This is a genomic window from Calidithermus terrae, from assembly GCF_003574345.1.
Classification (GTDB): Bacteria; Deinococcota; Deinococci; order Deinococcales; family Thermaceae; genus Calidithermus; species Calidithermus chliarophilus.
Genome location: NZ_QXDL01000043.1, coordinates 1 through 22,988 on the forward strand (window position 1 = coordinate 1; position 22,988 = coordinate 22,988).

Annotated in this window: 27 protein-coding genes; 7 read left to right on the forward strand and 20 right to left on the reverse strand. The window is 64.4% G+C overall.

Annotated features, from left to right (window positions below; translation table 11 throughout):
- Positions 1-120 precede the first annotated feature (120 nt).
- The 13 genes from Mterra_RS06870 to Mterra_RS06905 all read right to left on the reverse strand — a co-directional run bounded on the left by Mterra_RS06870 (position 121) and on the right by Mterra_RS06905 (position 10,334).
- The gene (locus Mterra_RS06870; protein WP_119314514.1) at positions 121-843 is read right to left on the reverse strand and encodes a hypothetical protein; all 723 of its coding nucleotides are present in this window, start codon (positions 841-843) and stop codon (positions 121-123) included.
- A gap of 230 nt (positions 844-1,073) precedes the next feature.
- A complete protein-coding gene (locus tag Mterra_RS06875) occupies positions 1,074-1,562 on the reverse strand; it encodes an SMI1/KNR4 family protein (protein WP_147372580.1) in 489 nt (162 codons plus the stop codon).
- Positions 1,541-2,320 carry a polymorphic toxin-type HINT domain-containing protein gene (locus Mterra_RS06880; protein WP_119314516.1) on the reverse strand — a complete coding sequence of 260 codons (780 nt, stop codon included), beginning with the start codon at positions 2,318-2,320 and terminating at the stop codon, positions 1,541-1,543. Before Mterra_RS06880 ends, Mterra_RS06875 begins: the two co-directional genes overlap by 22 nt.
- Positions 2,321-2,378: 58 nt before the next feature.
- On the reverse strand, positions 2,379-2,549 hold the full coding sequence (locus Mterra_RS22200; RefSeq protein WP_170159577.1) for a hypothetical protein: 171 nt from the start codon (positions 2,547-2,549) through the stop codon (positions 2,379-2,381).
- A 6-nt stretch (positions 2,550-2,555) separates the two neighbouring features.
- On the reverse strand, positions 2,556-3,005 hold the full coding sequence (locus Mterra_RS21785; protein WP_147372581.1) for a hypothetical protein: 450 nt from the start codon (positions 3,003-3,005) through the stop codon (positions 2,556-2,558).
- 93 nt (positions 3,006-3,098) lie between these two features.
- Positions 3,099-4,289, reverse strand: a complete 1,191-nt coding sequence (locus Mterra_RS21790; RefSeq protein ID WP_147372582.1) for an HD-GYP domain-containing protein — start codon at positions 4,287-4,289, stop codon at positions 3,099-3,101.
- 66 nt (positions 4,290-4,355) lie between these two features.
- The gene (locus tag Mterra_RS21795; RefSeq protein WP_147372583.1) at positions 4,356-4,763 is read right to left on the reverse strand and encodes a hypothetical protein; all 408 of its coding nucleotides are present in this window, start codon (positions 4,761-4,763) and stop codon (positions 4,356-4,358) included.
- Between the two features lie 199 nt (positions 4,764-4,962).
- On the reverse strand, positions 4,963-5,817 hold the full coding sequence (locus Mterra_RS06895) for a transposase (RefSeq protein WP_119314519.1): 855 nt from the start codon (positions 5,815-5,817) through the stop codon (positions 4,963-4,965).
- A 35-nt stretch (positions 5,818-5,852) separates the two neighbouring features.
- On the reverse strand, positions 5,853-6,926 hold the full coding sequence (locus Mterra_RS21800) for a hypothetical protein (RefSeq protein ID WP_147372584.1): 1,074 nt from the start codon (positions 6,924-6,926) through the stop codon (positions 5,853-5,855).
- A gap of 72 nt (positions 6,927-6,998) precedes the next feature.
- Entirely contained in the window at positions 6,999-7,682 is a 684-nt protein-coding gene (locus Mterra_RS06900) for a hypothetical protein (protein ID WP_119314520.1), read from the reverse strand.
- 58 nt (positions 7,683-7,740) lie between these two features.
- Positions 7,741-8,892, reverse strand: a complete 1,152-nt coding sequence (locus tag Mterra_RS21805) for a hypothetical protein (protein ID WP_147372585.1) — start codon at positions 8,890-8,892, stop codon at positions 7,741-7,743.
- 54 nt (positions 8,893-8,946) lie between these two features.
- Positions 8,947-9,228, reverse strand: coding sequence for a hypothetical protein (locus Mterra_RS21810; protein ID WP_147372586.1), 282 nt, complete (start codon positions 9,226-9,228; stop codon positions 8,947-8,949).
- A 2-nt stretch (positions 9,229-9,230) separates the two neighbouring features.
- The gene (locus tag Mterra_RS06905; protein ID WP_119314521.1) at positions 9,231-10,334 is read right to left on the reverse strand and encodes a hypothetical protein; all 1,104 of its coding nucleotides are present in this window, start codon (positions 10,332-10,334) and stop codon (positions 9,231-9,233) included.
- Between the two features lie 268 nt (positions 10,335-10,602).
- Between Mterra_RS06905 and Mterra_RS06910 the strand changes: the two genes are divergently transcribed.
- The 4 genes from Mterra_RS06910 (at position 10,603) to Mterra_RS06925 (ending at position 13,572) form a co-directional block, all read left to right on the forward strand.
- Entirely contained in the window at positions 10,603-11,364 is a 762-nt protein-coding gene (locus tag Mterra_RS06910; RefSeq protein ID WP_119314522.1) for a hypothetical protein, read from the forward strand.
- A gap of 226 nt (positions 11,365-11,590) precedes the next feature.
- Positions 11,591-12,712, forward strand: coding sequence for a C1 family peptidase (locus Mterra_RS06915; RefSeq protein WP_119314523.1), 1,122 nt, complete (start codon positions 11,591-11,593; stop codon positions 12,710-12,712).
- An 11-nt stretch (positions 12,713-12,723) separates the two neighbouring features.
- Positions 12,724-13,155, forward strand: coding sequence for a hypothetical protein (locus tag Mterra_RS06920; protein WP_119314524.1), 432 nt, complete (start codon positions 12,724-12,726; stop codon positions 13,153-13,155).
- Positions 13,156-13,251: 96 nt separating this feature from the next.
- Positions 13,252-13,572: a protease inhibitor I42 family protein gene (locus Mterra_RS06925; protein ID WP_170159578.1), complete on the forward strand. Its 321-nt coding sequence runs from the start codon at positions 13,252-13,254 to the stop codon at positions 13,570-13,572.
- Positions 13,573-13,973: 401 nt separating this feature from the next.
- Here Mterra_RS06925 and Mterra_RS06930 read toward each other — a convergent pair whose 3' ends face one another.
- The 5 genes from Mterra_RS06930 to gcvT form a co-directional block, all read right to left on the reverse strand.
- Positions 13,974-14,918 carry a carbohydrate kinase family protein gene (locus tag Mterra_RS06930; RefSeq protein WP_245971552.1) on the reverse strand — a complete coding sequence of 315 codons (945 nt, stop codon included), beginning with the start codon at positions 14,916-14,918 and terminating at the stop codon, positions 13,974-13,976.
- 145 nt (positions 14,919-15,063) lie between these two features.
- Entirely contained in the window at positions 15,064-16,512 is a 1,449-nt protein-coding gene (gene gcvPB / locus Mterra_RS06935; protein WP_119314527.1) for an aminomethyl-transferring glycine dehydrogenase subunit GcvPB, read from the reverse strand.
- The gene (gcvPA, locus tag Mterra_RS06940; protein WP_245971553.1) at positions 16,509-17,978 is read right to left on the reverse strand and encodes an aminomethyl-transferring glycine dehydrogenase subunit GcvPA; all 1,470 of its coding nucleotides are present in this window, start codon (positions 17,976-17,978) and stop codon (positions 16,509-16,511) included. The genes gcvPB and gcvPA overlap by 4 nt, the downstream gene beginning before the upstream one ends.
- An 84-nt stretch (positions 17,979-18,062) precedes the next feature.
- Positions 18,063-18,449: a glycine cleavage system protein GcvH gene (gene gcvH / locus Mterra_RS06945; protein ID WP_027893161.1), complete on the reverse strand. Its 387-nt coding sequence runs from the start codon at positions 18,447-18,449 to the stop codon at positions 18,063-18,065.
- 37 nt (positions 18,450-18,486) lie between these two features.
- Positions 18,487-19,545, reverse strand: a complete 1,059-nt coding sequence (gene gcvT / locus Mterra_RS06950) for a glycine cleavage system aminomethyltransferase GcvT (protein ID WP_119314528.1) — start codon at positions 19,543-19,545, stop codon at positions 18,487-18,489.
- Positions 19,546-19,834: 289 nt separating this feature from the next.
- On the opposite strand from gcvT, the gene Mterra_RS06955 reads away from it, so the two are divergent.
- Both Mterra_RS06955 and Mterra_RS06960 read left to right on the forward strand, forming a co-directional pair.
- Positions 19,835-20,047, forward strand: a complete 213-nt coding sequence (locus Mterra_RS06955) for a hypothetical protein (RefSeq protein WP_119314529.1) — start codon at positions 19,835-19,837, stop codon at positions 20,045-20,047.
- Positions 20,044-20,316 carry a hypothetical protein gene (locus Mterra_RS06960; protein WP_119314530.1) on the forward strand — a complete coding sequence of 91 codons (273 nt, stop codon included), beginning with the start codon at positions 20,044-20,046 and terminating at the stop codon, positions 20,314-20,316. The genes Mterra_RS06955 and Mterra_RS06960 overlap by 4 nt, the downstream gene beginning before the upstream one ends.
- 79 nt (positions 20,317-20,395) lie before the next feature.
- On the opposite strand, the gene mglA is transcribed toward Mterra_RS06960, so the two are convergent.
- Together mglA and mglB are read right to left on the reverse strand one after the other, a co-directional pair.
- Positions 20,396-20,986, reverse strand: a complete 591-nt coding sequence (mglA, locus tag Mterra_RS06965; RefSeq protein ID WP_027893164.1) for a GTPase MglA — start codon at positions 20,984-20,986, stop codon at positions 20,396-20,398.
- A 27-nt stretch (positions 20,987-21,013) separates the two neighbouring features.
- A complete protein-coding gene (gene mglB, locus Mterra_RS06970; RefSeq protein ID WP_119314531.1) occupies positions 21,014-21,505 on the reverse strand; it encodes a GTPase-activating protein MglB in 492 nt (163 codons plus the stop codon).
- 20 nt (positions 21,506-21,525) lie between these two features.
- On the opposite strand from mglB, the gene Mterra_RS06975 reads away from it, so the two are divergent.
- Positions 21,526-22,860 (forward strand): M20/M25/M40 family metallo-hydrolase, encoded by a 1,335-nt coding sequence (locus tag Mterra_RS06975; protein WP_119314532.1) that lies wholly within the window; start codon positions 21,526-21,528, stop codon positions 22,858-22,860.
- Positions 22,861-22,988: the final 128 nt, after the last annotated feature.

The following is a 22,988-nucleotide window of genomic DNA, read 5'->3' on the forward strand; positions in this document are numbered from 1 at the left end:
GGGCGGAGTGGACCTCCACCGCAGGCAGGGTGCCGTCGGGGGCGGCGCAGGCGGCCAGCAGGGGCAGGAGGAGAAGGGGGAGGAAGAGTTTGGGGGTCATGGAGGTGTCATCATAGGGGGTCAGCGGTTAGGCTCCGGGGACGGCTGGCCAGGAGCGTCGCCTTGGGCGAGCCGCTCCCTGGCGAGCTCTACGTAGCGGGCGATCCCCTCCGGGGGCCAGCCGAGGAAGGTGATGTCACCCCCGACCCTCCGCAGGGGCAACTCGTCCTCAGGCAATCCGGCGTTGGTGAGGAGGTACATCAGGTTGCCCCACGTCTCGTGGAAGCGGAGACTGGGGTCGCTGTCGGTGAAGCAGCGCCCCGCCCCCTCCAGCTCCTCCCAGTGCCCCTGGAGCGCCTCGAGGTAGGGCAGGAAGCGGTCCTTCCGCCTCTGGCGGATGTTTTCCAGCTCGGCGAACCACCCGTGGCTGTCGGGGCGGGCCGACAGGGCCGCCACCCCCCAGGGGCGCTCCAGCAGCCGCGCGAAGGTCTCTTCGGCGAGCCGGGCAATGCGGTCGCGCTCGGCGGGCGCGTGGCGCCAGGCGAGGCGCAGCGCCAGCTCGACGACGCCGCCGAACTCGTTGACGAAGTAGGCGCGGGTGCTCGCGGGTATCCGGCCGGGCGAGAGCATGACCTGGTCGTCGAAGGTGGGCATCGGCTCCTCGTAGGGCCAGCTCACCTCCGCCACGTCCGACTCGTCCACCGCCTCCTCCCACACCCGCCCCTCAAGGAGTTTCCGGGCGATGTGCTCGCACCGGGCCGCCACCCGCTTACGGGTGCCGTAGAGAAATCTCGGAATCTTCATAGCCATATCATTATCGTTATCGTTCACCCCCTCGGGCACATCCTGGGCCTCTGCTCGCACCTACTCGGTGTACTCGACCACCGTACCGTCTTCCTCCAAGGTGGCCGTGATCACTTCGCTCGGGTCGTCGTGTTCGCCTTTCGATCTTGGGCAGTCCCTATCTTTATCAGCCCCTATGTGCTTCTCGCAAGTTTTGTCGTGTACTTAGGAGGGCATCTTCGGATTGGCCTCTAAAAGTCACAAGGGGCGCCGGCCTTAAAACCCGGTTTCAGCCAGTACGTGTATTCGCCGCGGTTTTCATACAGGGCCTTCAGAAGCTCCTCGAAAGAACAGGCGATAACGGGATAGGATTCCCCGACGAAGCAGTCATAGCATCTCCCCAATCTTCTCGGGTGAAGGTCAATTGCGATCTTATCGGCGTTCCAGTTTTCGGCCACAAAAAACCATGAACCCGAGATGACCTCGTCCCCGCACCAACATTCCCCATAGAAGGCTCTGTCCATGGGCTCGAACTTTTCCACCGGCAGGATCCTGTAAGTGTACTCCGCGCTCTTAAAAAGAACTAGGCCGTCACACAAGGAGTAGAACTCCTCGAGGTCAGGCGGTAGCAACAGCCCCTCAGGCAGCGCAGGCCCCCGCGCTGCTGGCGCAGCGACCTCGCAATCGGGCGTGTTTCTGATGAGTTCTACCAGCTCCCTTATCGGCATGGCAAAGACCACCTCCCCTCGTAGATATACTGGTTCCAGACGCGCCTGTAGTCCATCCGCACAGATTCGGGCACACCGGCGGCGGCGTACATCCTGTCCATAAGGTCGTCAATTTGCCTCGGAGTTATCTTCGTCCAGTCTATTCCTTGAAAGGTTCTCTTGCCTGTGACTTCTTCAAGCCAGTCAAACTGGACCGCATGTGCAGCCTTATGCTGATCCAGCGTCAAAGCAATAGTAGGAGCATCAGCTTTACGGGAGACATAGCCGGGAATATTCGCGGCAGCCCACTTGTCAAGGATGGGGTGGTGGTTATAGGGGTGGCCCTTGGTGGTGGTCAGCGTCTCGGTGAGGCCGCTCTCGTCGTCCCTCAGGGTCAGGTAGGTGACCCGCTTCTCGGTCACTCCCTGGGTGACCTGCTCAAGCACCGGCCGGTACTCGTTCTTGCCAGTCTGCTCGTTGTAGGCCAGCACCGGCGTGCCCGCGACGACCGCGGCGATGGCCGCCATGCCTGCGGCGGTGGCGACCTTGGTCTCGGGGCTGAAGGAGTTGGGACAGTTGGCCGTGTCCACGGCGTTCACCGCCCTCGAGGCCACCCCGGCGGTCCTGCCCGGCAATAGGCGCGCTAGCGCGGCCGCTGCCCGCCCGCCGAGGGTGACCCCGGCCGTGACGGCGAGATCGGCCGCTGTCAGGGGCACGCCCAGCGGCCCGACGAGGCCGAGCGCGGCCTGGTTGAACTGGGCCTCGATCCTCCGGAAGTCCGGCGAATCCACGGTGATAATGCCGTTCAGCAGGGCAAACGCGCCCTCCTTGTTCGCCTGCAGGAGCTGGTTATGAGCTGTCCAGCATCTCGGTCGTCCTCACAGGGTTGTTCTTCCCCATGCTGACCTCCACGTCCAAGGTGATCAGGAAGGCGGCCGCCTCGGCGGGATCGGCTATCGGGGCTATACCACCGCGCCTACCGGAGAGAGTCGAGAGGATGGTGTCGAGCTCTCTGTACATCGTGGCTTACTCACCCCTCTTCGAGATGAATATGCCGTAAGGAGGCGGGCCAAAGCGCTCGAGGATTTCAGGGCTCAGCTTGACGTTTGGGTTGACGGACAGGGTGGCATCCACGATCGCCTTCGTGACCTGATCCCGATTGGCGAATACACGCATGCTGAGGCTAAGGGTCCGACGCTTTGCGTCGATGGTTGAGTCCAAATGCAGATTGAACGCTGAATGCCCAAAACCGTAGTATCCGATCTCAATGGAGTTAACCCTTGACAAATCCAAAACTGTTTGTTTGCCAAACTCACGACTCAGCAGTTTTCCAGCAGAGACCTCAATATGAGCCGTAACATCCGCTAACAGCTGATAGGAACAAATAAGGATGATCGGCACAATTAAGATGTCGAATACACCTAAGTTCGAGGCGCTGGTGATTTTACGGGAAAGCATCCAGATCAATGCACCCATTGTCACGATACCTCCCAGACTCCACAGATACCCCTGCAAACCAAATTTTGCCCGAACCGTTGGCATCTTTATCTCTCTACCCTGGCGACTTCACTATAAGCCACAAGCGGTTTGTGTCAGGGATTTGCCCGCAAATTGATCAACCACAATGGAGGCGGCAGCTCCGACAAGTCCACCACCCATCCCTCGGCTATATCGTATGTTCTCATTGGCTGAACTCTTCATCATGCGCTCGGCTTGATTCCCAATCAGATTACCCACAAACGCCGACATTGCGGTCTTTGCACCCACCCCGATGACAGCCCCAGCCCACTTGTTCTTACACCCGGTATCGTTGGATACGGCGAACACATCCAGTGCCGCGCCAAACACCAACAGGGCCGTCCCCGCGTTCCTGGCACCGGCAGCGACGGAGCTGGGGAAGTATTCCGCCAAGTCTGATTGCTTGGCGGTCCTCCCAAGCCCATCCGCAAGCCCCGCCGCGTACGGCAGCACGAACTTGCTGACGGTGTCGAAGGTTTTCAGCGATACCCCCCGCCAATACGCTTGACGTATGTGCCCTTGGTTGATCGAAACGCTCTCGGTCATGGTTGATAACGCCGCACGGTAGGCGTCACCGGCTGACCTAAATGCACTCTCGGCTGCGTTAAGATAGGCCCTTCGTGCATTCGCATCCTTCGCTTTCCCGTACTTGTTGTAGTAGGTGTTGTACTCAGCATAAGCAGCATTTCCGCTGCGCAGATGGTCCATCGCTGTGTCCAAGCGCCACCTGGCCTTTGCGGGATCAGTAAATACTTCGTAACTTAGATTCATCAGCATGCCCAGGCGCTCACTAGGAGGCAGGCCAAGCTCTTTCGCCAGTTTGTTTAGCTCGAAAACGGCTTGGCTATAGGTGTTATCCCCCCGCTTATCAAGCTTGTCGGCGCCAAGCTTGGCAGTCTCAGCGGCTACGCGATCCACCTCCTCGTTTGCTTTCTCAGGCCCTAGCGCTTCTAACTGCCGTATACGATCTTGCAAGCTCTTGTCAGAGAGGCTCTCCGCAACTTTCGCAAACCACTTGAGCCAATCTATAACGTCAGAGACTATATCCAGGGTCTCTATACTCTCCCCTGGAGAAGATGCCGAATACGGTGGGTTCCCATTTTGCCCGATGGGCGGCGCCACCCCGCCCCCCGGCGGCGTCAGCCCTGAGCCCGAGCCCGGCCCGTCCCCCGCCGCGAGCGCCTTGAGGTCCAGGGTGTTCAGGGCCTGCAGCACCGGCGGCAACACGCCGGTGGGGAGCATGGGGAGAGGGCGGCTTAGGGACATGATCAGCAAGTGCGGTATTTAGCTAAGCTAAGGGTAAAGCTGTCATACCCATGTAGCAAAAAACCTAAATAATCCCAATAGGGTCCAGAACACCAACGAAGTCAAAAAAACAATCCAGGCCAGAAATTGAGACTCAGATCTCTTAATTAAAATGCGCCTTAAGTAGTCGGAGATGCCAATGGTAAAAACTACATGCAGAACTATAGGGAAATAAACAAGTAGTGCGTGGAGGATATCAAATATGGCGGACATAACAGGATTTAAGCCTTTTATTTTGCCGTCATAGACCAAATTCATCAACAATAGACCTGTAATCCTCATTACAAAGCTTATCGCCAGCAGAACCAGCAATGGAACTAACCTCGGCTTTGCCACACTGTCCTCCTTGATCCGCAGAAAGTTAGCATTTAGACAGGCGATTTCTGTCACAGTTGATTCGTTTGTGGACATCCAAACCTCCAAACAACTGGAATGGTCCCTCTCTATCACCTGGAGTAGCAGGAGAATAGCCATAAGTATGCTGTCCATTCACTCGAAGCTCATATCCAGGGAAGCCGTCATGGAAAACATCAATAGCATTCACCTTTCCTCCGCCAAGGTTGAAAGTGACCCTATAATCAATACCGTCATTTGCCACCTTGAGCTCGGCTCAGGCCCCCCCCACCCCGGCGATCCTGAGGAGGGTGCGGGATTGGAGGAGGTTGGCGGCGCAGAGGATGAGGTTGACGCGGCTGAGGAGGGCCCAGTAGCTCTTGCACTCCAGGCGGTGCAGGCCCAGGGGGCGCACCAGGGTGGCGAAGCGGCTCTCGATGGGGTTGCGGAGGGGGTACATCCACGCCTGCCAGCCCGTTCCCACCCGCTTGCCCCCCTTGAGGCGGTAGGGCGGGGTGAGCACCCCGCCCACCCAGCGGAAGCCGCTGTCCCCCAGGCAGAGGCCGTGGCCCAGGCCCGCCACCAGGGGCGCGCTGTCGTTCTCGTGGGCGTTGCCCGGCAGCAGCCCCCAGCGCACGAACAGGCCCCGCCCGTCGACGAGGGCCGCCAGCCTGAAGCCGCTGGAGTAGCCCAGCGGCCCCCTGCCCACCGCGGCCCGGTCCATCCGGTGGCCGCGCATGCGCCGCCCGTGGCACAGCCCGACCGGCTTGAGGTCGATCACCTTCAGCCCGTCGGGGTCGGGGGGGACGAGGCTCAGGGCCAAGCGGGCGTTGAGGGCGTGCAGGTTGCGCAGGACGCGGTAGAAGCGGGTGAGGTGGGGCAGCCGGGGGAAGAGGTGGCGGTAGTCCTTGCCGACCAGGAGGTAGCCCTTGTGGAAGTCCAGGCCCAGCAGGGTGATGCCCAGGGCGATGGCGAGGAGTTCGGCGTAGGTGGCCTTCTGCCGGGGTTGGCGGGGCAGCCGCAAGCCCTGGGCCACCAGGGCCTTGAGCTGGTCGTCCACCCAGACGTACGTGGCGATGAGGGTGTCCTCCAGGCTAAGATGGTTCAGGGGATGTCTTTGCCCGTGAGGCATGGCATCCCCCTTTTCTTATCTCCTCACCCCCCCTGTCAAGTAGCAAATGACGGTATAGAATTATCGAGCAAGCACCCCTGACAGACTGGATTGAATATGAAGGGGTTCATTGAGTCACCTAACATAGTAATCTGACTCCCAGACGACTCCTCAGCAAAGCCCCCCTTATCTCCAACAGGTGCCGTTCGCCTATCAATTACGGGCGTTCTCGCCCATGAAGGCCAAAACTCCAATTTCTCAGTAATACCTGTGTCACTAAAATCGGCCAGGATTTCACCATTGGCTGCGTCAAAAACGACGCTATGTGTTGTTCTGTATGAGCCATATTGCCAAAGGTCACGATCGTCACCCGCATATTTACCATACACAGGTGCCACCAAGAAGGGATTAGGGATGAAAGTTGCCATGTTCACCAGATATGTACTCGAAGACCCATCTGCTTTCCATTTGTCAGTGAATTTAGTCAACCCCTCTAGGTCGTCCTTCCCCATCCCTCCTGACTCGAGGCTTCGGTAGATATTGGTCAAATACAATTGTTTCTCGGTGTCCGACAGAGACCGGTAATAGTCGCTGTTGATCTGCCTTTCAACGTAATCACCACATCCATTGCACAGTTGGTCAGCTATCCCAATGGTCTTCTGTTCTTGCTGTTCTATTTTCTTCCTTGTTTCCAGTTGTCGACGCTGTTCTTCTCTATGCTTGCGTTCCACTTCATCGAGATCGTTGGGACTGCCTCCGCCTTCTCCGGGGGTCAGCTCATCAAAAGGCGATACTACACCCTGAGGTTTGGCCTCCGATCCCTGTCCCCATCCCAGCGGCGGCACCACCGTATCGATGGGGGCGGGCACCCCCCGGATGGGGATGGGCGGCGCCACCCCGCCCCCCGGCGGCGTCAGCCCTGAGCCCGGTTTGCCCTCCACCGTGGGGGCCCTGAGGTCCAGGGTGTTCAGCGCCTGCAGCACCGGCGGCAGCACGCCGGTGGGCAGGCTCAGCCCGAACCGCGCGGCCTTCCCCGCCTCGGTCCGCGTGCCGCTCAGGCCGGGCAGGGTCAGGCTGGCGCTGGTGGGTGGCGACGGTGAAGAAATAGTTCCTCCTTCTTTGGCGTACAAGCGGCGGTAGGCATAGGCCGTTCTAGGGGGTGGTGTGGTGGTGCACAAAGTGCACCCCACGGGTTGCTACTGCTACTGGTTGAGCTTTTCCTTCGCCAGCTTGATATAGTGTGCGATCCCCTCGACTGGCCAGCCGAGGAAGTCGGTGGTGGGGCCTAGCCTTTTCAGAGGTAGAGCCTCCTCTGGCACCCCTGCGTTGGCGAGCACATATAGCAGGTTATTGCGCGTCTGGTGGAAGCCTAGGCTGGGCCTGACCTCAACAAAGCATCTACCCACTGCCATTAAGCACTCCCAGTGCCTCTCAACGGCTATCAAGTAGGGCAGATAGCGCTCCCTTCGTGGTTTCTTTATGTCATCCAATCGGCAAAACCACCCGTGGCTGTGTGGATTTGATGACAGGGTCGCAACGGACCAGCTTCGCCTCAGCATCTCCTCAAAGAGGCCCTCCTCGAGCTTGCCGATTTGGTCCCTCAGGTGGGGTGTGTTCCGCCAAGCTACGCGGACTGTTAGCTCGACCGTGTCGCCGAATTGGTTGACGAAGTAAGCCTTGGTCTTTGCGGGTATTCGCCCCCCTGAGAGGATGATCTGCTCATCGAAAGACGGAAGCGGCTCCTCGTGAGGCCAGCAAACGTCCACGAGTTCCGTTTCGTCGACTACACTCTCCCACGCATGTCCGGCAAGAAGCTTGTCGGATATGCGCTTACACCTTGCAGCAACCTGTGCCCTTGTGCCGAAGAGAAACCTGGGTACCCGCATAGCTGTTAGCTGTCTCGCTCGCTTGTTTCCTAATATACAACTATACAACCCGGTGCCGCTACTCGGTGAACTCGATCACCGTGCCGTCATCATCTTCCAAGGTAGCCGTTATCACTTCGTCTAGGTTGTCGTGCTCGCCCTTTGTTCTTCCAGGAACAGGGCTTGGGCCAGGTACATATGGTGGTACTATGGGGAAATCCTTGAACGGATCCCGATGTTCGGGAACTTCTTTCGCAGGTACAGGTGTAGGCATGGGTAGGTTGAGCGTGACTGGTTCCCTCCCGCTCTTAGGCTGAGGTTGACAGTAACAGTAAATAACGGTGCCAGGATATACAGATCTGTAGGCACCTATATAGGATTTCCCGGTGTTTGTATCTGTAAATGAAACGAGACCTTGTGTTCCGCGTTCATCAACAGGCCTCCTTACTGCTGGAACACCCGCATCATTAAGGGCATCTATGTAGTATTGGCTCTCAGCAATAGCCTTGCTTAGGGAGAACTGGGACTTCATCTCGTATAGGTAGTTACTCGAGGAGGAGTATATGTCGGGTTTGCTGCGTAGTAATCCCGGATCTAAAGTGCTGACATCGCCCCCAGACCTAGCAATGATGGTGCTAAGCGGGGTGTCGTTAGCATATACGGCTTCAGTTGGATGAGTGTCTCTGTAACTCTCTTCTAGGGCATCATGAAAAGTGTTTCCTACCTTGTATGGAAACCATTGGTTCCCATACGAGTTAAACGTAGTGGAGTAGTCCCTAATTGTCGATGGATCAACCCCTGCCCACGCAGCTAATGCCGCAATATTGCAAGGGATCTTCGCAATAATTGGATCTGGCAGTATCGCTAAGGCGAATCTGGCATCCTGAATTGTCTCGGGTTTGAGACCCAGCGCACTGCCAACCTCTATCAAATGCCTGAATGTATTTCGTTTCAGGTTACTCTCAGCGCCACCCTCATCCATCCTATATGTATCTGCATAAGGACGGACCTGGGATTTTCTCTCCAGATCAATTGCCACCGGCGGCGTCACCGTATCGATGGGGGCGGGCACCCCCCCGATGGGGATGGGCGGCGCCACCCCACCCCCCGGCGGCGTCAGCCCTGAGCCCGGTTTGCCCTCCACCGTGGGTGCCCTGAGGTCCAGGGTGTTCAGCGCCTGCAGCACCGGCGGCAGCACGCCGGTGGGCAGGGTGACGCTGGTGGGGAGCATGGGGAGAGGGCAGCCGGGCATGGTCAGTTCACGGGATATGTGGCACGTAAGACTTTACTCTTCGAATGCGTCAGGTATCTCTCCTAATAAGAGACGGGATGCTGCTTTCAAGTGAGGCACTACGTGGTATAGAAATCCGACCACAACTTTGTTTGCTTCAGCCTGGGGTTTATCTGGGGAAGTGTATAAATCTGTCAGTCGTTTCAGATCTTCAAGCCAGTCAGTCATGTGAAAGACAAACTCTTCTCTCCTCGACGCCAATGTCTCAACATCGGCTGATTCATTTACCGCATCGAAAACTGCAGCCAGCATTGGCATGAGTTTCTCTCGGTCCAACACTATTTACCTCCCGATGGTCTCAATCTACCAAGTTCTTTCTTCCACGTGTTAATCCTTTGCTGCCAAACTTCACTGGTTTTCTTTCCCGTATCTCCGACTACTTTTTCCATTTGCTCTAACCAGCCTGCAATCTCCTTTGCCCAATAGGATGCAGCTTGACTGTTGGGCTCGTCTCTTAGCTTTCTTAGGTGCTTCTCTACCTCTGGAGAAAGACCCTCTAATCTCTCAAGGGCCTTTTTACGATCCATCGCATAAACATCAGGCACATTCACGTTGCCCGCCTGCATCCCCGCAGGCTGCCCCTGCGGCGTATCGCCCGGCAAGGAAATGATGATCCCAATGATCGTTCCCACTCGCGCCACCGTGGTGATGAGCGGCCCCAGGTTGAGGTTGGGAGGCTGCAACCCAGGGTTCTGCGGCAGCCTGGGCCCGGCCTGCATGCCTGGGGGTACGTTGCCCAGGGGGATGCCAAGGCCCGCCGCCAGCCCCAGCAGTGCGGGGTCCAGCTTGCCGGGGTTGTTGGCGTTCAGCACCGGCAGCCCGTTGCTCCCCTTCCCCAGGCTGAAGCTCTCGGTGAAGCGGGTCAGCACCTCCAGGTCCTTCTTGCCCATGCTCCCCTCGGACAGCTTCTTGTTGATCGTCTGCCACCAGTGCAGCCGCTGCTCGGGGCTCAGCGACTCGTAGAAGGACGACTCCCCCTGCCGCCGCAGGTAGTCGGCGCAACTGGCCCCGGCGCCGCCACCGTACCGGTTGCACACCGCCTCGGCCCGCTCCCTGGCCTCCTCCTGCTCCTTGCGGATCTTGGCCTCGAGCGCCCGCCGCTGCTCCTCCTCCCGCTTGCGCTTCTCCTCGTCGTTATCGGTGGGGTTACCGCTGTCTCCGTCGGTGGTCACCTCAAAGGGGGATACCGTCTCTCCTGGTCTCGGCGGCTGTCCCCATCCCAATGGCGGCGCCACCGTATCGATGGGGGCGGGCACCCCCCCGATGGGGATGGGCGGCGCCACCCCACCCCCCGGCGGCGTCAGCCCTGAGCCCGGTTTGCCCTCCACCGTGGGGGCCCTGAGGTCCAGGGTGTTCAGCGCCTGCAGCAGCGGCGGCAGCACGCCGGTGGGCAGGCTCAGCCCGAATTGGTTGGCGGTCTCGGCGCTCGACCGGTTACCGCCCAGGCCGGGCAGGGCGACGCCGGCGGGGTCGAGGTCGGGGTTGCTCCCGCCCCCGCCCAGCAGGGTCAGGGTCAGGCTGGCGCTGCCGCTGAGGCTGAAGTTTGGAGTTGCCCCGGCTGCTCCAGGGCGAGGTCATGGTGTTGGGGATAGGGCCGGTCAGGCCTCGGCAAGGCCTCCTGGCTAGAGTCGGGAACGTAGGAGGCAAGCCATGTTGAGGCAATTTTATTTCCCCGACCGATTCAGCGACCTATTGGACGAGCTCGAGACGCGCCTGACCCAGGCCCCCGACCCCCGGCTGCAGGCCCTCGCGAAGGAGCTTCGCGGCCTAGCCACGAGCTTTTGGGACCTCTCGGACGAGCCCGGCCAGGGCGAGAGCCTGCTCGAGCTGCGCTTTCTGGGGCAGTCCAAGGTGCTGCTCGGGCAAAAGCTGGCCCCGCTGCGGCTGCGCTTCGCCGAGTTGCTCACCGCGCTGGCGCTGCGCCCCGAGGGCCGCACCTGCGAGCAACTGACGCTGCTGGTCTACGGCGAGGGCGGCAACCCCAACTGCTGCAAGACCGAGCTGTGCCGCCTGCGCGACCAGATGCCCATCTCCAGCCGCCCCTACCGCCTGGAGATCCCCTTCCGCGCCGACTTCCTCGAGCTGCGTGACCTGCTGGCGGCGGGCCGGGTCGAGGAGGCGGTGGCGCTGTACCAGGGGCCGCTGCTGCCCAACTCCGAGGCCCCGGTGGTGGTGGAGCTGCGGGAGACCCTCGAGGAGGCCCTGCGCCAGGCGGTGCTGGTGTGCGGCCGGGTGGACGTGCTGTGGAAGCTGGCGGGGCGGCTGCGCGACGACCTCGAGCTGTGGGAGTCGGCGCTGCGCCGCCTCAGCCGCCACGACCCCCGCTGGGCCATCGCCTACGCGCACAACGCGCGGCTCTCGCGCGACTTCGGGGTGGCTCAAGGCGGTACCCCCTTATGGGTTAAGCCTTGATTAAGTGAAACCTTAATGTAACCCACCGCGTGGTGGAATGGAGCGATGTAGGCGTCTTGCGCACCGGAGCATTCCCCCAGCGGATTTGCCTTCCTGCATCGCCAGATAGGTCGCGCTCTTCCCCGCGTTGCGCCCGATCGGGACGCGACCGTGCCGGCTTCCACGCCAATTCCGCCGCCATGCCCGGCCCGAGCCCTGGGAAGAACGCTCGAGGGAGGTGTGAATTATGGCCGATGGACGCGAATTAGAGAGCTTACAGGCAGCACTGGCGAAGGAGGGCGCCCCCTGGCAGGCCGGCATCACCTCGGTCTCCGAGCTGCCGCAGAGCGAGAAGCAGCGGCTCCTGGGGGTTCCGCTCCCCGAGGGCAAGACCGAGGCCGACATCGAGCGGGAGATCGAGGCCAACCGCAGCGCCATGCGCGCCTTGGCCGCCACCGCCGTCGGGGCCCCGGCGGCCATGGACTGGCGCAACGTCGGCGGCGGCAACTACGTGACCGCGGTGAAGAACCAGGGCGGTTGCGGCTCGTGCGTCGCCTTCGGCGTGCTCGCCGCGATGGAGTCGCGGCTGCGGGTGCAGCGCGGCAGCCCCGGGCTGGCCGTGGACTTCTCCGAGGCGCAGCTGTTCTACTGCCACGCCCGCGCCGAAGGGCGCAACTGCGGCAACGGCTGGTGGCCCGACAAGGCCCTCGACGCCCTGCGCGACAAGGGCGTCACCGACGAGGCCCACTACCCCTACACCGCGGCCGACCAGAATTGCAGCGGGCTGGTGGCAGGCTGGGAGAACTTCGTCCTGAAGATCAGCACCTACGACACCCTCTCCAACAACGCCGGCGCCATGAAGGAGTTCATCGCCACCAACGGCCCCATCGTGGCGTGCCTCTACGTCTACAACGACTTCTTCAACTACACCGGCGGCGTCTACCGCCACGTCTCGGGCGCGCTGGCCGGCGGGCACTGCGTGTGCATCGTGGGCTACAACGACGCCGGGGGGTACTGGATCGCCAAGAACAGTTGGGGGACCGGCTGGGGCGAGGCCGGCTTCTTCCGCATCGCCTACGGCGAGTGCGGCATCGGCAGCTACGGCGGGGCCTACGGGGTGACGCGGGTGCTCGAGAGCGGCTGGCTGTACAGCAAGAAGGTCATCGGGCTGTGGGCCAACAACGCCGACCGCAACGCCTGGGTCTACCTCAGCGGCAGCGAGGGCAACCTGGGCTGGCGCCGGCTGGCCTACGACAGCGACAACGTCACCCTCGACATGCTGACCCAGCTCTCCACCGCCAAGGCCTTCAACCGCCCCGTCAACCTCTACCAGGACAACGGCGTGATCCGGGAGATTTACATACTGTAGGGAGGAGAACCATGGCCAACAAGACCAGCCAAGTCCCCCAGCGGGCCCCCGAGGGCAAGGCCAAGCCTACCCTCGCCCCCTCGGTGGCCTCGGTCATCGAGCAGGAGATTGCCAACGCCCCGCTGCCCATCGAGGACATCGAGGGCCAGCAGGCGGCCGCCGAACCCATGGCGCCCACCCTCGAGCCCCCCGCCGCGCGGGCCGTGGAAGGCATCACCGGCACCTGGATCAGCGGCAAGAAGGTCAGCATGCTGTGGGCCAACAGCGCCAACCGCAACGTCTGGCTGGCCCTCACCGACGTCGGCTGGCGCAAGTTCGCCGACAACTCCGACAGCGCCGCCATGGCCTTCACCGTGCTCGCCGCCAACGCCAAGGCCACCCAGGGCCAGGTCAGCGTGCGGGAGGAGGCGGACGGCAAGATCTACGAGATCTACGTCTGGTAGAACGGTTCGTGCGATGCCGGGCCGGCTTGCCGCGAACCGCGACCAGGAAGGGGTGGGGGTGGGGGCATGCCCCCACCCCCTGAGGCGGGAGGGCCCATGAGCAAGGTGCTGACCGACGCCGACCACGACCGCGAGGTGGAGCTGAGGCCGGGGGAAGAGCTCGAGCTGCGCCTGAAGGAGAACCCCACCACCGGCTACCGCTGGAGCCTCGAGGCCCCCGACCCGGCCCTGCTCCAGCTCCTCGAAGACGACTTCGCCCTCGCTCCCGGCGGGGCCATCGGCGCGGGCGGGGAGCGCATCTTCCGCTTCCGCGCCCAAGCACCCGGGCAACTCACGCTCAGGCTGCGGCACTGGCAGGCGTGGAGCGGGGAAAGCTCCGTGGAGCGGCACTTCCGGCTGCACCTGCGGGTGGCGTGAGAGCGGTTCCCACGGCGAGCTTGCTGCGGATGGCCCATCGTTAATAGCCGTTCGCCGCTCGCCGGAGCCGGTCAGCGGCGCGTGATACCCGGTTCGGTCAGTCCGGCGCCGGACGGCGGCTCCGCCCTGCCTTGGCGGGGCAGCTGGCCGAAGTTATCCGCGTGGCGGAGGGCGGTGCCGCCCCTCGGGAGGGATACGCTTGCTTCGCCGGCCGTCAGGGAGGGGTGGGCTCTGGGGTCTGATACCCGGTTTGGGTGGATAGCCTCCCGATGGGAGGCTATCCACCCCGGCTGAAGGGAGTGCCCTGGGCTTCACAAAGATGTACCTCATGACGGATTTGAAGAGTATCTTTGTAAAGCCGGTATAAAAAGATAGCCCCTGGGTCTCTTTGGTTCGGATGATCATCTTTTTGAACCCGGTATGAGGGGGCCGTAGGCCTCGAGCCTGCGGCGCAGCTCCTCGTCGGCCGGGGCGCGGGCCCCGAAGCGGCCGACCACCCAGCCGGCGACCTGCACCGCCAGCCTCCCGGCGGCCTCGGCGTCCCTCGAGCGCAGGTAGTGCCCCAGGAAGGCCCCGCCGAAGGAGTCGCCGGCCCCCGTCGCGTCGATGGCCGCGTCGGCGGTGGCCTCGAGCCGGACCACGCGCCCCGACTCGAAGACCAGAGCGCCCTCGGGCCCCAGCTTGAGCAGGATCACCATGCCGGGGAACAGCTCGCAAAGCGCCTCGAGCACCTCTTCGGCCTCCACCGCCCCCGTGAGGGCGCGGCCCTCGTCGAGGTTGGGCAAGAGGAAGTCCACGGAGAGCTCCTGCATCATGCGGCGGAACCTGCGCGGGCCGAGCTCCAAGATCATCTGGTAGGAGCCGGGGTCGAAGGAGACCGTCGCCCCGCCCTCGTGGGCGATCTGTGCGGCCCGGACGGCGGCTTGGCGGGGCGGGTCGGTGAAGAAGGACCAGGCGGTGAGGTGGACGTGCCCGGCCTGCCTCAGCACCGGCTCGGGCAGTTCCTCGGGCAGCAGGTCGAAGTCGGCGCCCTGCGAGGTGAGGTTGGAGCGCTCCCCGTGCGGGTCGATGAAGACCAGGATCACCCCGGTGGGCCGGGCGTCGCTCCAGACCACGTGCGGGGTCACGCCCTCCGCGGCCAGGTCTTCCACGGCGTAGCGGCCGAAGCGGTCGCGGCCTACCTTGCCCACGAAGGCGGTGGGATGGCCCACCCGCGCCGCCCACACCGCCAGGTTGGCCGCCGAGCCTCCCCCCGCCAGTTGCACCCGGCCGGTGGTGTCGCCCCCGGGCAGCAGGGGGTGGTCGGGCTTAGCGAGCACGTCCCAGGCGAGGTCGCCTACGGACACCAGAAGTTGGGGTTTGGGTTCATGGCCCATCGGGGCATCGAGGGTCGAGGGCTAACTGAAAGCCTGTGGCTCGTGGCCCGTGGTTAAAGGCTTTTCCCCACGGGCCTCCTTCAGCGTTCGGCGCTGGGCGTCGGGTCTGAGGCGCTCACTCCCCCCAGCGCAGCTTGGGCCTGCGGTTGGCCTGCACCTCGTCGAGGCGGCGGACCGGGGTGGTGTAGGGGGCGCCCTCGAGCCACTCCTTGTCCTTGCGGACGACCTCGCCCATGGCGCGGGCGAAGGCCTCGAGGGCCTCCTTGCTCTCGGTCTCGGTGGGCTCGATCATCAAGGCCTCCTTGACGATGAGCGGGAAGTAGACCGTGGGCGGGTGGTAGCCCATCTCGAGGAGCCCCTTGGCGACGTCGAGGGTGCGGACGCCCTCGGGCGGCTGGGCCACGAACTCGTGCATGCAGGTGCGGTCGTAGGGGATGCGGAAGCCCTCGCTCTTGAGCAATTCCTTGAGGTAGTTGGCGTTGAGCACCGCCAGTTCCGCGCTCTTCCGGATGCCCTCGGCGCCCAGCATCTTGATGTAGGCGTACGACCGCACCAGCGCCCCGAAGTTGCCGAAGAAGCTCTTGACCTGGCCGATGCTGTGGGGGCGGTCGTACTCGAGCGCGTAGCCCTCGCCCCGCCGCACCACCTGGGGAACGGGCAGGAAGGGGGCGAGGTGGGCCTTGACGCCCACCGGGCCCGAGCCGGGGCCGCCGCCGCCGTGGGGCACGGTGAAGGTCTTGTGTAGGTTGAGGTGCACCACGTCGAAGCCCATGTCGCCGGGGCGGGCCATGCCCATCACCGCGTTGAGGTTGGCCCCGTCGTAGTAGAGCTGCGCCCCCACCGCGTGGGCCGCCTTGGCGATCTCGAGGATGCGCCGCTCGAAGAGGCCTAAGGTGTTGGGGTTGGTGAGCATGATGGCCGCGACGTGGGGGCCGAGCTCGGCCTGCAGGGCCTCGAGGTTGACCTCGCCGTCGGGGCCGGAGGGGATCTCCTTGACCTGGTAGCCCGCCATGCTGGCGGTGGCCGGGTTGGAGCCGTGGGCGGAGTCGGGCACCAGCACCACCCGCCGCTGCTCGGCCTCACCGCGGCTGGCGTGGTAGGCCCGGATGACCATGATCCCCGTGAGCTCGCCGTGGGCGCCGGCCGCGGGCTGGAGCGTCACGGCGTCCATGCCGGTGATCTCGCCCAAGTCGCGCTGGAGCTCGTACATCAGGCGCAGGGCCCCCTGTGCGGTGGAGGGGTCCTGGTAGGGGTGCAGGTCGGCGAAGAGCTGCACCGCGGCCTCGTGCACCTTGGGGTTGTACTTCATGGTGCACGAGCCCAGCGGGTAGAAGGTCACGTCAATGCCGATCTGGCGGCGCGAGAGGTTGGTGTAGTGGCGCACCAACGTGAGCTCGTCCACCTCGGGCAGCCTGGGGGGCTCAGGCCGGAGGTTCTCGGCGCCCAGCAGGGCTTCGAGGTCCACCTCCGGGGCCTTGGGGGGCAACACGCCCCGCCGTCCGGGCACGCTCTTCTCGAAGATGAGGGCGGATTCGACGGTGACTTCAGGCTTGTCGGCGATCATGCCAAAACCTCCCGCAAAGCAGCCTCTAGGCGCTCCAGGTCGGCCTCGGTGTGCTGCTCGGTGCAAGCGAAGAGGGCCAGGTGAGCCAGATTCCCTTCGGGACGGGCAAGCCCGTGCGCCTGAGCCAGATTCCCTTCGGGACGGGCAAGCCCGTGCGCCTGAGCCAGATTCCCTTCGGGACGGGCAAGCCCGTGCGCCTGAGCCAGATTCCCTCCGGGACGGGCAGGCCCGTGCGCCTTGGGGCCATACTCCGCCGGGACCGGGCTCGCCGCGTGGATGCCGCGTTCGGCCAGGGCGCGGCGCACCTCTTCGGCGGGCTTGGGGAGCTCGAGGACGAACTCGTTGAAGAAGGGCGCGGGCGTGACCAGCCGTACGCCGGGGATGGCGGCCAACCGCTCGGCCAGGGCGTGGGCGTTAGCCACCGAGCGCACCGCGACCTCGCGCAGGCCCTGCGGCCCCAGCGCGGCCAGGTAGACCGCGCCCATCAGCGCGGTGAGCTGGGCGTTGGTGGTGATGTTGGACTTGGCCTTGGCCCGGCGGATGTACTGCTCGCGGGCCTGCAGGGTGAGGATGTAGCCGCGCTTGCCGCCGGCGTCGGTGGTCTCGGAGACCAGGCGGCCCGGCAACTGGCGCACCAGCTCGGCCCGCACCGCCATGAAGCCGAAGTGGGGGCCGCCGTAGGCCATGGCGTTGCCCAGAGGCTGCCCCTCCCCCACCGCCACGTCGGCCCCGTAGGCGCCGGGGGCCTTGAGCACGGCCAGCGAGACGGGGTCCACGACCGCCACGAACTGCGCCCCGGCGGCGTGGGCGGCCTCGGCCAGGGGGGCCAGGTTCTCCACGCTGCCCAGGAAGTTGGGGTTCTGCCCCACCACCGCGCCCACCCCCTCGGGCAGCCGGGACGCGGTCTTGCCCTCCACCAGCGGCAGCGTCACCACCTCGGCGCCCACCGCGTCGGCGTAGGTCTGGACCACCCGGCGGTACTCGGGGTGGACCCCCTGCGACAGCGCCACCTTCATCCTCCCGCTCTCGCGCAGCGCCAGCAGCACCCCCTCGGCCAAAGCGCTCGAGCCGTCGTACATCGAGGCGTTGGCGACCGGCAGGCCGGTGAGCTCGCTGATCATGGTCTGGTACTCGAAGATCGCCTGCAAGAGCCCCTGGCTGGCCTCGGGCTGGTAGGGCGTGTAGGCCGTGAGGAACTCCGCCCGCGCCGCCAGCGCCGGGACCACGGCGGGCACGTAGTGGCTGCGGATGCCCCCGCCCAGGAAGGAGGCCGCGGCGCTGCCGTTCTGGGCGGCGAGCTCGCGTAAGTGCCGCATCAGCTCGGCCTCGCTGAGGGGCGGGTCCAGGCGCAGCTCGGGGCCGCGGATCTCGGCGGGCACGTCCTCGAAGAGCTCGAGCAGGCTCCTGGCGCCCACGCGCTCGAGCATGGCCTGGAGGTCTTGGGGGGTGTGCGGGGTATAGTCCATAGCGTCTCGCTGATAGCTTATAGCCGATAGCGATAGCCAAAAGTCACCTGGGCTATGCGCTATCAGCTACGGGGCTACTGGCCTTTACTGGCTTTCCGCGAACTCCTGGTAGGCGGGCGCCTCGAGCAGTTTCTCCACGTCGGCGGGGTTGTCGGGCTTGATGCGGAAGATCCAGCCCCCGCCGTAGGGCTCGGTGTTGAGCAGTTCGGGCTGGTCGTTGAGGTCGATGTTGACCTCGACGATCTCGCCGGAGACCGGGGCGTAGATGTCGGAGGCGGTCTTCACCGACTCCACCGCGGCGATGCCCTCCCCGGCGTCGACCTGTTCGCCCACGTCGGGCAGTTCCACGAAGACCACGTCGCCCAAAGCGTCCTGGGCGTAGTCGGTGATGCCCACCGTCACGATGCCGTCGTTCTCCAGCAGGACCCACTCGTGCGTTTTGGTATAGCGAAGGTTATCGGGATATTCCATGATGCCTCCAAGCGTCAGGGCGCACGGCCCAACGGTTTTATCCTAACGGCGCGAACGGCAACTTGCTGACTTTTCCCGCATACAGTTTGCCACGGATTTCCACCTGCAGGGGAGTATCGACCGCGGCGTGGCCGGCGTCCACGTAGGCCAGGGCGATGCCCTTGCGGCTGAGGGGCGACAGCGTGCCCGAGGTGACGTAGCCCGTCTCCTCCCCCCCGGCGAACACCTTGTAGCCCTCCCGGGGGATGCCCTGCTCGAGCACCAGCCCCACCAGCCGCCGCCCGCAGCTCTGCGCCAGCATGGCCGCCTTGCCGTGGAAGTCCTTCTGGGCCTTGACCACCCAGGCAAAGGGCGTGCACAGCGGGCTGGTCTCGTCGGTGAGCTCGTGGCCGTAGAGGGGGAAGCCCGCCTCGAGACGCAGCGTGTCGCGCGCGCCCAGCCCGCAAGGCGTGACCCCGGCCTCCAGCAGCGCCCGCCACACCGCCTCGGCGTCGGCGGGGGCGATGAACACCTCGAAGCCGTCCTCGCCGGTGTAGCCGGTGCGGGCCAGGCGGGCGGCCTTCCCGGCGACCTCGGCCGTGAAGGTGTCGTTCTTGCGGGTGGCCGAGAGGTCGGCGTCGCACAGCGCCTGCAGCTTCTCGGCGGCCTTGGGCCCCTGCACCGCGATCAGGGCCCAGTCCTCGGAGGCGTTCTCGAGCTCCACCGCGTAGCCCCCGGCCAGCGCCTGCACGTGGGCCCAGTCCTTCTCGACGTTGGCCGCGTTGACCACCATCAGGTACTCCTGCTCGCCGGTGCGGTAGACGTAGACGTCGTCGATCAGCCCGCCCTCGGCGTTGGGCAGCATGGAGTACTGCGCCCGGCCCACCTTGAGCTTGGACACGTCGTTGGGGGTGAGGTACTGCAAAAACTCCAGCGCCTGCGCCCCGCGGATCCAGAACTCGCCCATGTGGCTGACGTCGAACATCCCCGCCGCCTCGCGCACCGCCAGGTGCTCGGCGCTGATCGAGGTGTACTGGATGGGCATGTCGTACCCGGCGAAGGGCGCCATCTTCGCGCCCAGCGCCCGGTGGGCCGCCGTGAGGGGTGTGGTTTTCACAAGGCTGATTATTCACCATCCCCGCCCACAGCCGCATTGCGGTTTTTTCGGCTCGAGCGGGCCCTGGAGCTTAAGTCTGAAGGAGACACAACCAGGGCACTTCTCGGGCCACCGCATGGCACTGCCGTCCGACGCTCATCCAAAGCAAGCCGAAACCTTCAGAGGCAGGAGCTGGCACATCCACAATGCACGGCTGGGAATGCACGGATGGAAGTACATCTCGCTAGGTTCTATAATCCCTGTGCCTGGATCGCAGCCACGACACCGGAGGTCAGGAGTGACGGAGGACATGCTGGAGCTGCTCCGCATCATGAACGAAGAAGGCGTGCGCTCGGTCATCATCGGCGGGTACGCCCTTGCTTTCCTGGGCCAGCCGCGCTATACCAAGGACCTCGACCTGTGGGTGGACGCAAACCAGGCCGACCGCCTGCTGATCGCCATATTCGGACGCTCTATCGACCTGCGGGACGTCGAGGGCTTGGACCCCGGAGGAAACCGATGAAGCTCAAGCCCGCAGCCCGCAAGTACCGCTTCGACGAGGTGCCTCCCGAGCGCGAGCGGTGGCTGGCCCTACCGCTGGAGGTGCGCCTGCGGGCGGTGGTGGAGATGGCCGAGTTCTGGGCGCGGGTGCGGCTCGAGGAGGCCCAGGCGCGAGGCGAGGCGCCCAGCCCGCCCATCTGTATCGAACGTATCTACCCGGTCGCGGTCAAACGGCCGCTGTCGAGGGGACCCCGGGCCCAAATCCCTCCAACCCCTGACCCCTCGCCCTAAGTTTCTCCAGGGTGACTCCGTCAGAAGCCACCCTGGAACTCCGACAGCCGCACCAAGGCGTAGCGCGGGGGCGGCTTGCTCAGCCGGCCGTGGCGACCCTCGAGAGCACCAGGCGGCTCACCGCCTTGAGCGTCTCGAAGACGCCCACGCCCGTCGAGGCCACCGCCTCGAACATGCTGTACTTCTTGTCGGGGTCGATGACCATCTGCACCATCTCCACGGGCAGCGCGTCGGGGAGGTCGCGCTTGTTGGCCTGGAGCACGATGGGCACCTCGTCCATGGTCAGGCCGTACTCGGCGAGGTTCTCGCGCAGGTTGCGGAAGGACTCGGCGTTGGCCCGCAGGCGGTTGGGGGCGGAGTCGGCCACGAAGACGATGCCGTCTACGCCGCGCAGGATGAGCTTGCGGCTGGCGTTGTAGAAGACCTGCCCGGGGACCGTGTAGAGGTGGAAGCGGGTCTTGAAGCCCTTGACCTCGCCGAGGTCTACGGGGAGGAAGTCGAAGAACAGCGTGCGCTCGTCCTCGGTGGCGAGGGAGACCATGTCCCCGCGCCGGGTGTCGGGGATCTGGCCGAACACCCACTTGAGGTTGGTGGTCTTGCCGGACATGCCGGGGCCGTAGTAGACGATTTTGAAGTTGATCTCGCGGGCGGCAAAGTTGATCGTGCTCATCTCAATCGGTCCTCTAGCGTTCGCGCCTTAGTTTCCGAATAGCTCGTCCAGCAGTGCGTTGGCGCCGTCACGGTAGTCGGTGTCGATGCCGAGCTTGTTGGGCGTGACGATGGCTTCGCGGGTGAGCCGCTCGAGGGCCTGGGCGGCCTTTTTAGCCGTGAGCTTGACCCGCCCCAGCGGCGCGGAATTGTCGAAGAGGATGGTGAGGAGGGCCACCTCGCCGATCTCCTCGACGTAGAGGCCGTTCTGCTCGCCCTGGTGGACGATCTCCTGGAAGCGCGGCTCGCCGAGCATCTTGGCGAGGGCCTGGGTGGCGGCGGCGTTGCCGGCGATGAGGGTCGCGAGGGAGTCGAGCGCGGGGGGGCGGGGGGCCCAGAGGGCTTCCTTGTGCGCCAGCACGAAGCCCTTGCGGTCCAAGAGCATCACGTAGCGCGCGCCGCTCTCCCGCAGCAGCTCCTCGAGCGTCTTCATCACGCTCTGAAAGGTCGAGCCGTAGAGCGCTATTGCGGGCTCAATCATATCTAGGTAAGTTTAGCACCATGAAACTCCCCGACACGGTTATCCGCTACGCCCAGGAGACTTTGCGCGACCTGGTGGCCCTCCCCTCGGTCTCGGCCGAGCGCCGCGCCCTGCCCGAGACCGCCCGGCGCGTGAAGGAATTGCTCGAGGAACTGGGCCTGGAGGCCGAGATCCACCCCACCCCCGGCGCCCCGGTGGTCTACGCCGAGGGCGGCGAGGGCGGCCCGACCGTGCTGTTTTACAACCACTACGACGTGCAGCCCGCCGACCCGCTCGAGCTGTGGGAGAGCGACCCCTTTACCATGACCGAGCGCGAGGGGCACTGGTACGCGCGGGGCGTCAGCGACGACAAGGGCGAGCTCACCTCGCGCCTGGCCGCCCTCCGGTGGCTCATCGACGAGCACGGCAAGCTCCCCTTCCGCGTGAAGTTCGTGGTGGAGGGCGAGGAGGAGGTGGGCAGCCCCAACCTCGAGGCCTACGTCGCGCAGAACCGCCAGCGCCTGCAGGCCGACGCGGTGATCTGGGAGTTCGGCAGCGTGGACACCTCGGGGCGGCCGCTGGTCTACTGCGGGCTCAAGGGGATCGTGGCGGTGGAGCTTCGGGTGCGGACGGCGGGCTACGACCTGCACTCCTCGCTGGGCGCAGTGGTGCAGAACCCCATCTACCGCCTCGCGGCGGCCCTGGCGAGCCTGCGCGACAACGACGGCAAGGTGCTCATCGAGGGCTTCTACGACCGGGTGCGCCCCTTGAGCGAGGCCGAGGCCGAGAGCCTTCAGACCATTCCCGACGAGTCCGAGCAGGTCGCGGCGCTCTACGGGGTCAAGGGGTTTCTGGGCGGAGCCGAGGGGGTGGAGTTCTACCGCCGCTTAGCCGCCGAGCCGGTGGTCAACGTCAACGGCTTCCACTCCGGCTACGGCGGCCCCGGCTCCAAGACGGTGCTGCCCGCCGAGGCCTTCGCCAAGCTCGATTTCCGCTTGGTCCCCGACCAGGAGCCGCTCGAGGTGGTCGAGCTGCTGCGGGCTCACCTCGAGCGGCACGGCTTCGACGACGTCGAGGTGATCACGCTCGAGGCCGGCGAGCACCCCGCCCGCAGCGACCTGGGGGCCCCCTGGGTGCGGCAGGCGGTGGAGGCCCTGCGCGAGACCTACGGGCTCGAGCCCGTCGTGCACCTCAGCTCGGGCGGCAGCGGCCCCATGTACCCCTTCACCCACCACCTGGGCGCCCCGGTGGTCAGCATCGGCATCAGCTACCCCGGCAGCCGGGTGCACAGCCCCAACGAGAACATCCGCATCGCCGACTTCGAGCGCGGGGTAGCGGCGATCAAGCGGGCCCTGGAGAAGTTCGCGGGGTTGTGAGGCAAAAAGCTTTCAGCCCCCAGCCGTCAGCAGCTCGTGGCCTGTGGCCTGTGGTTCGCCCCTCCCCGTCCCTCCCCGCCGGCGGGGAGGGACGGGGAGGGGCGAACCACAGGCCACAGGCCACGAGC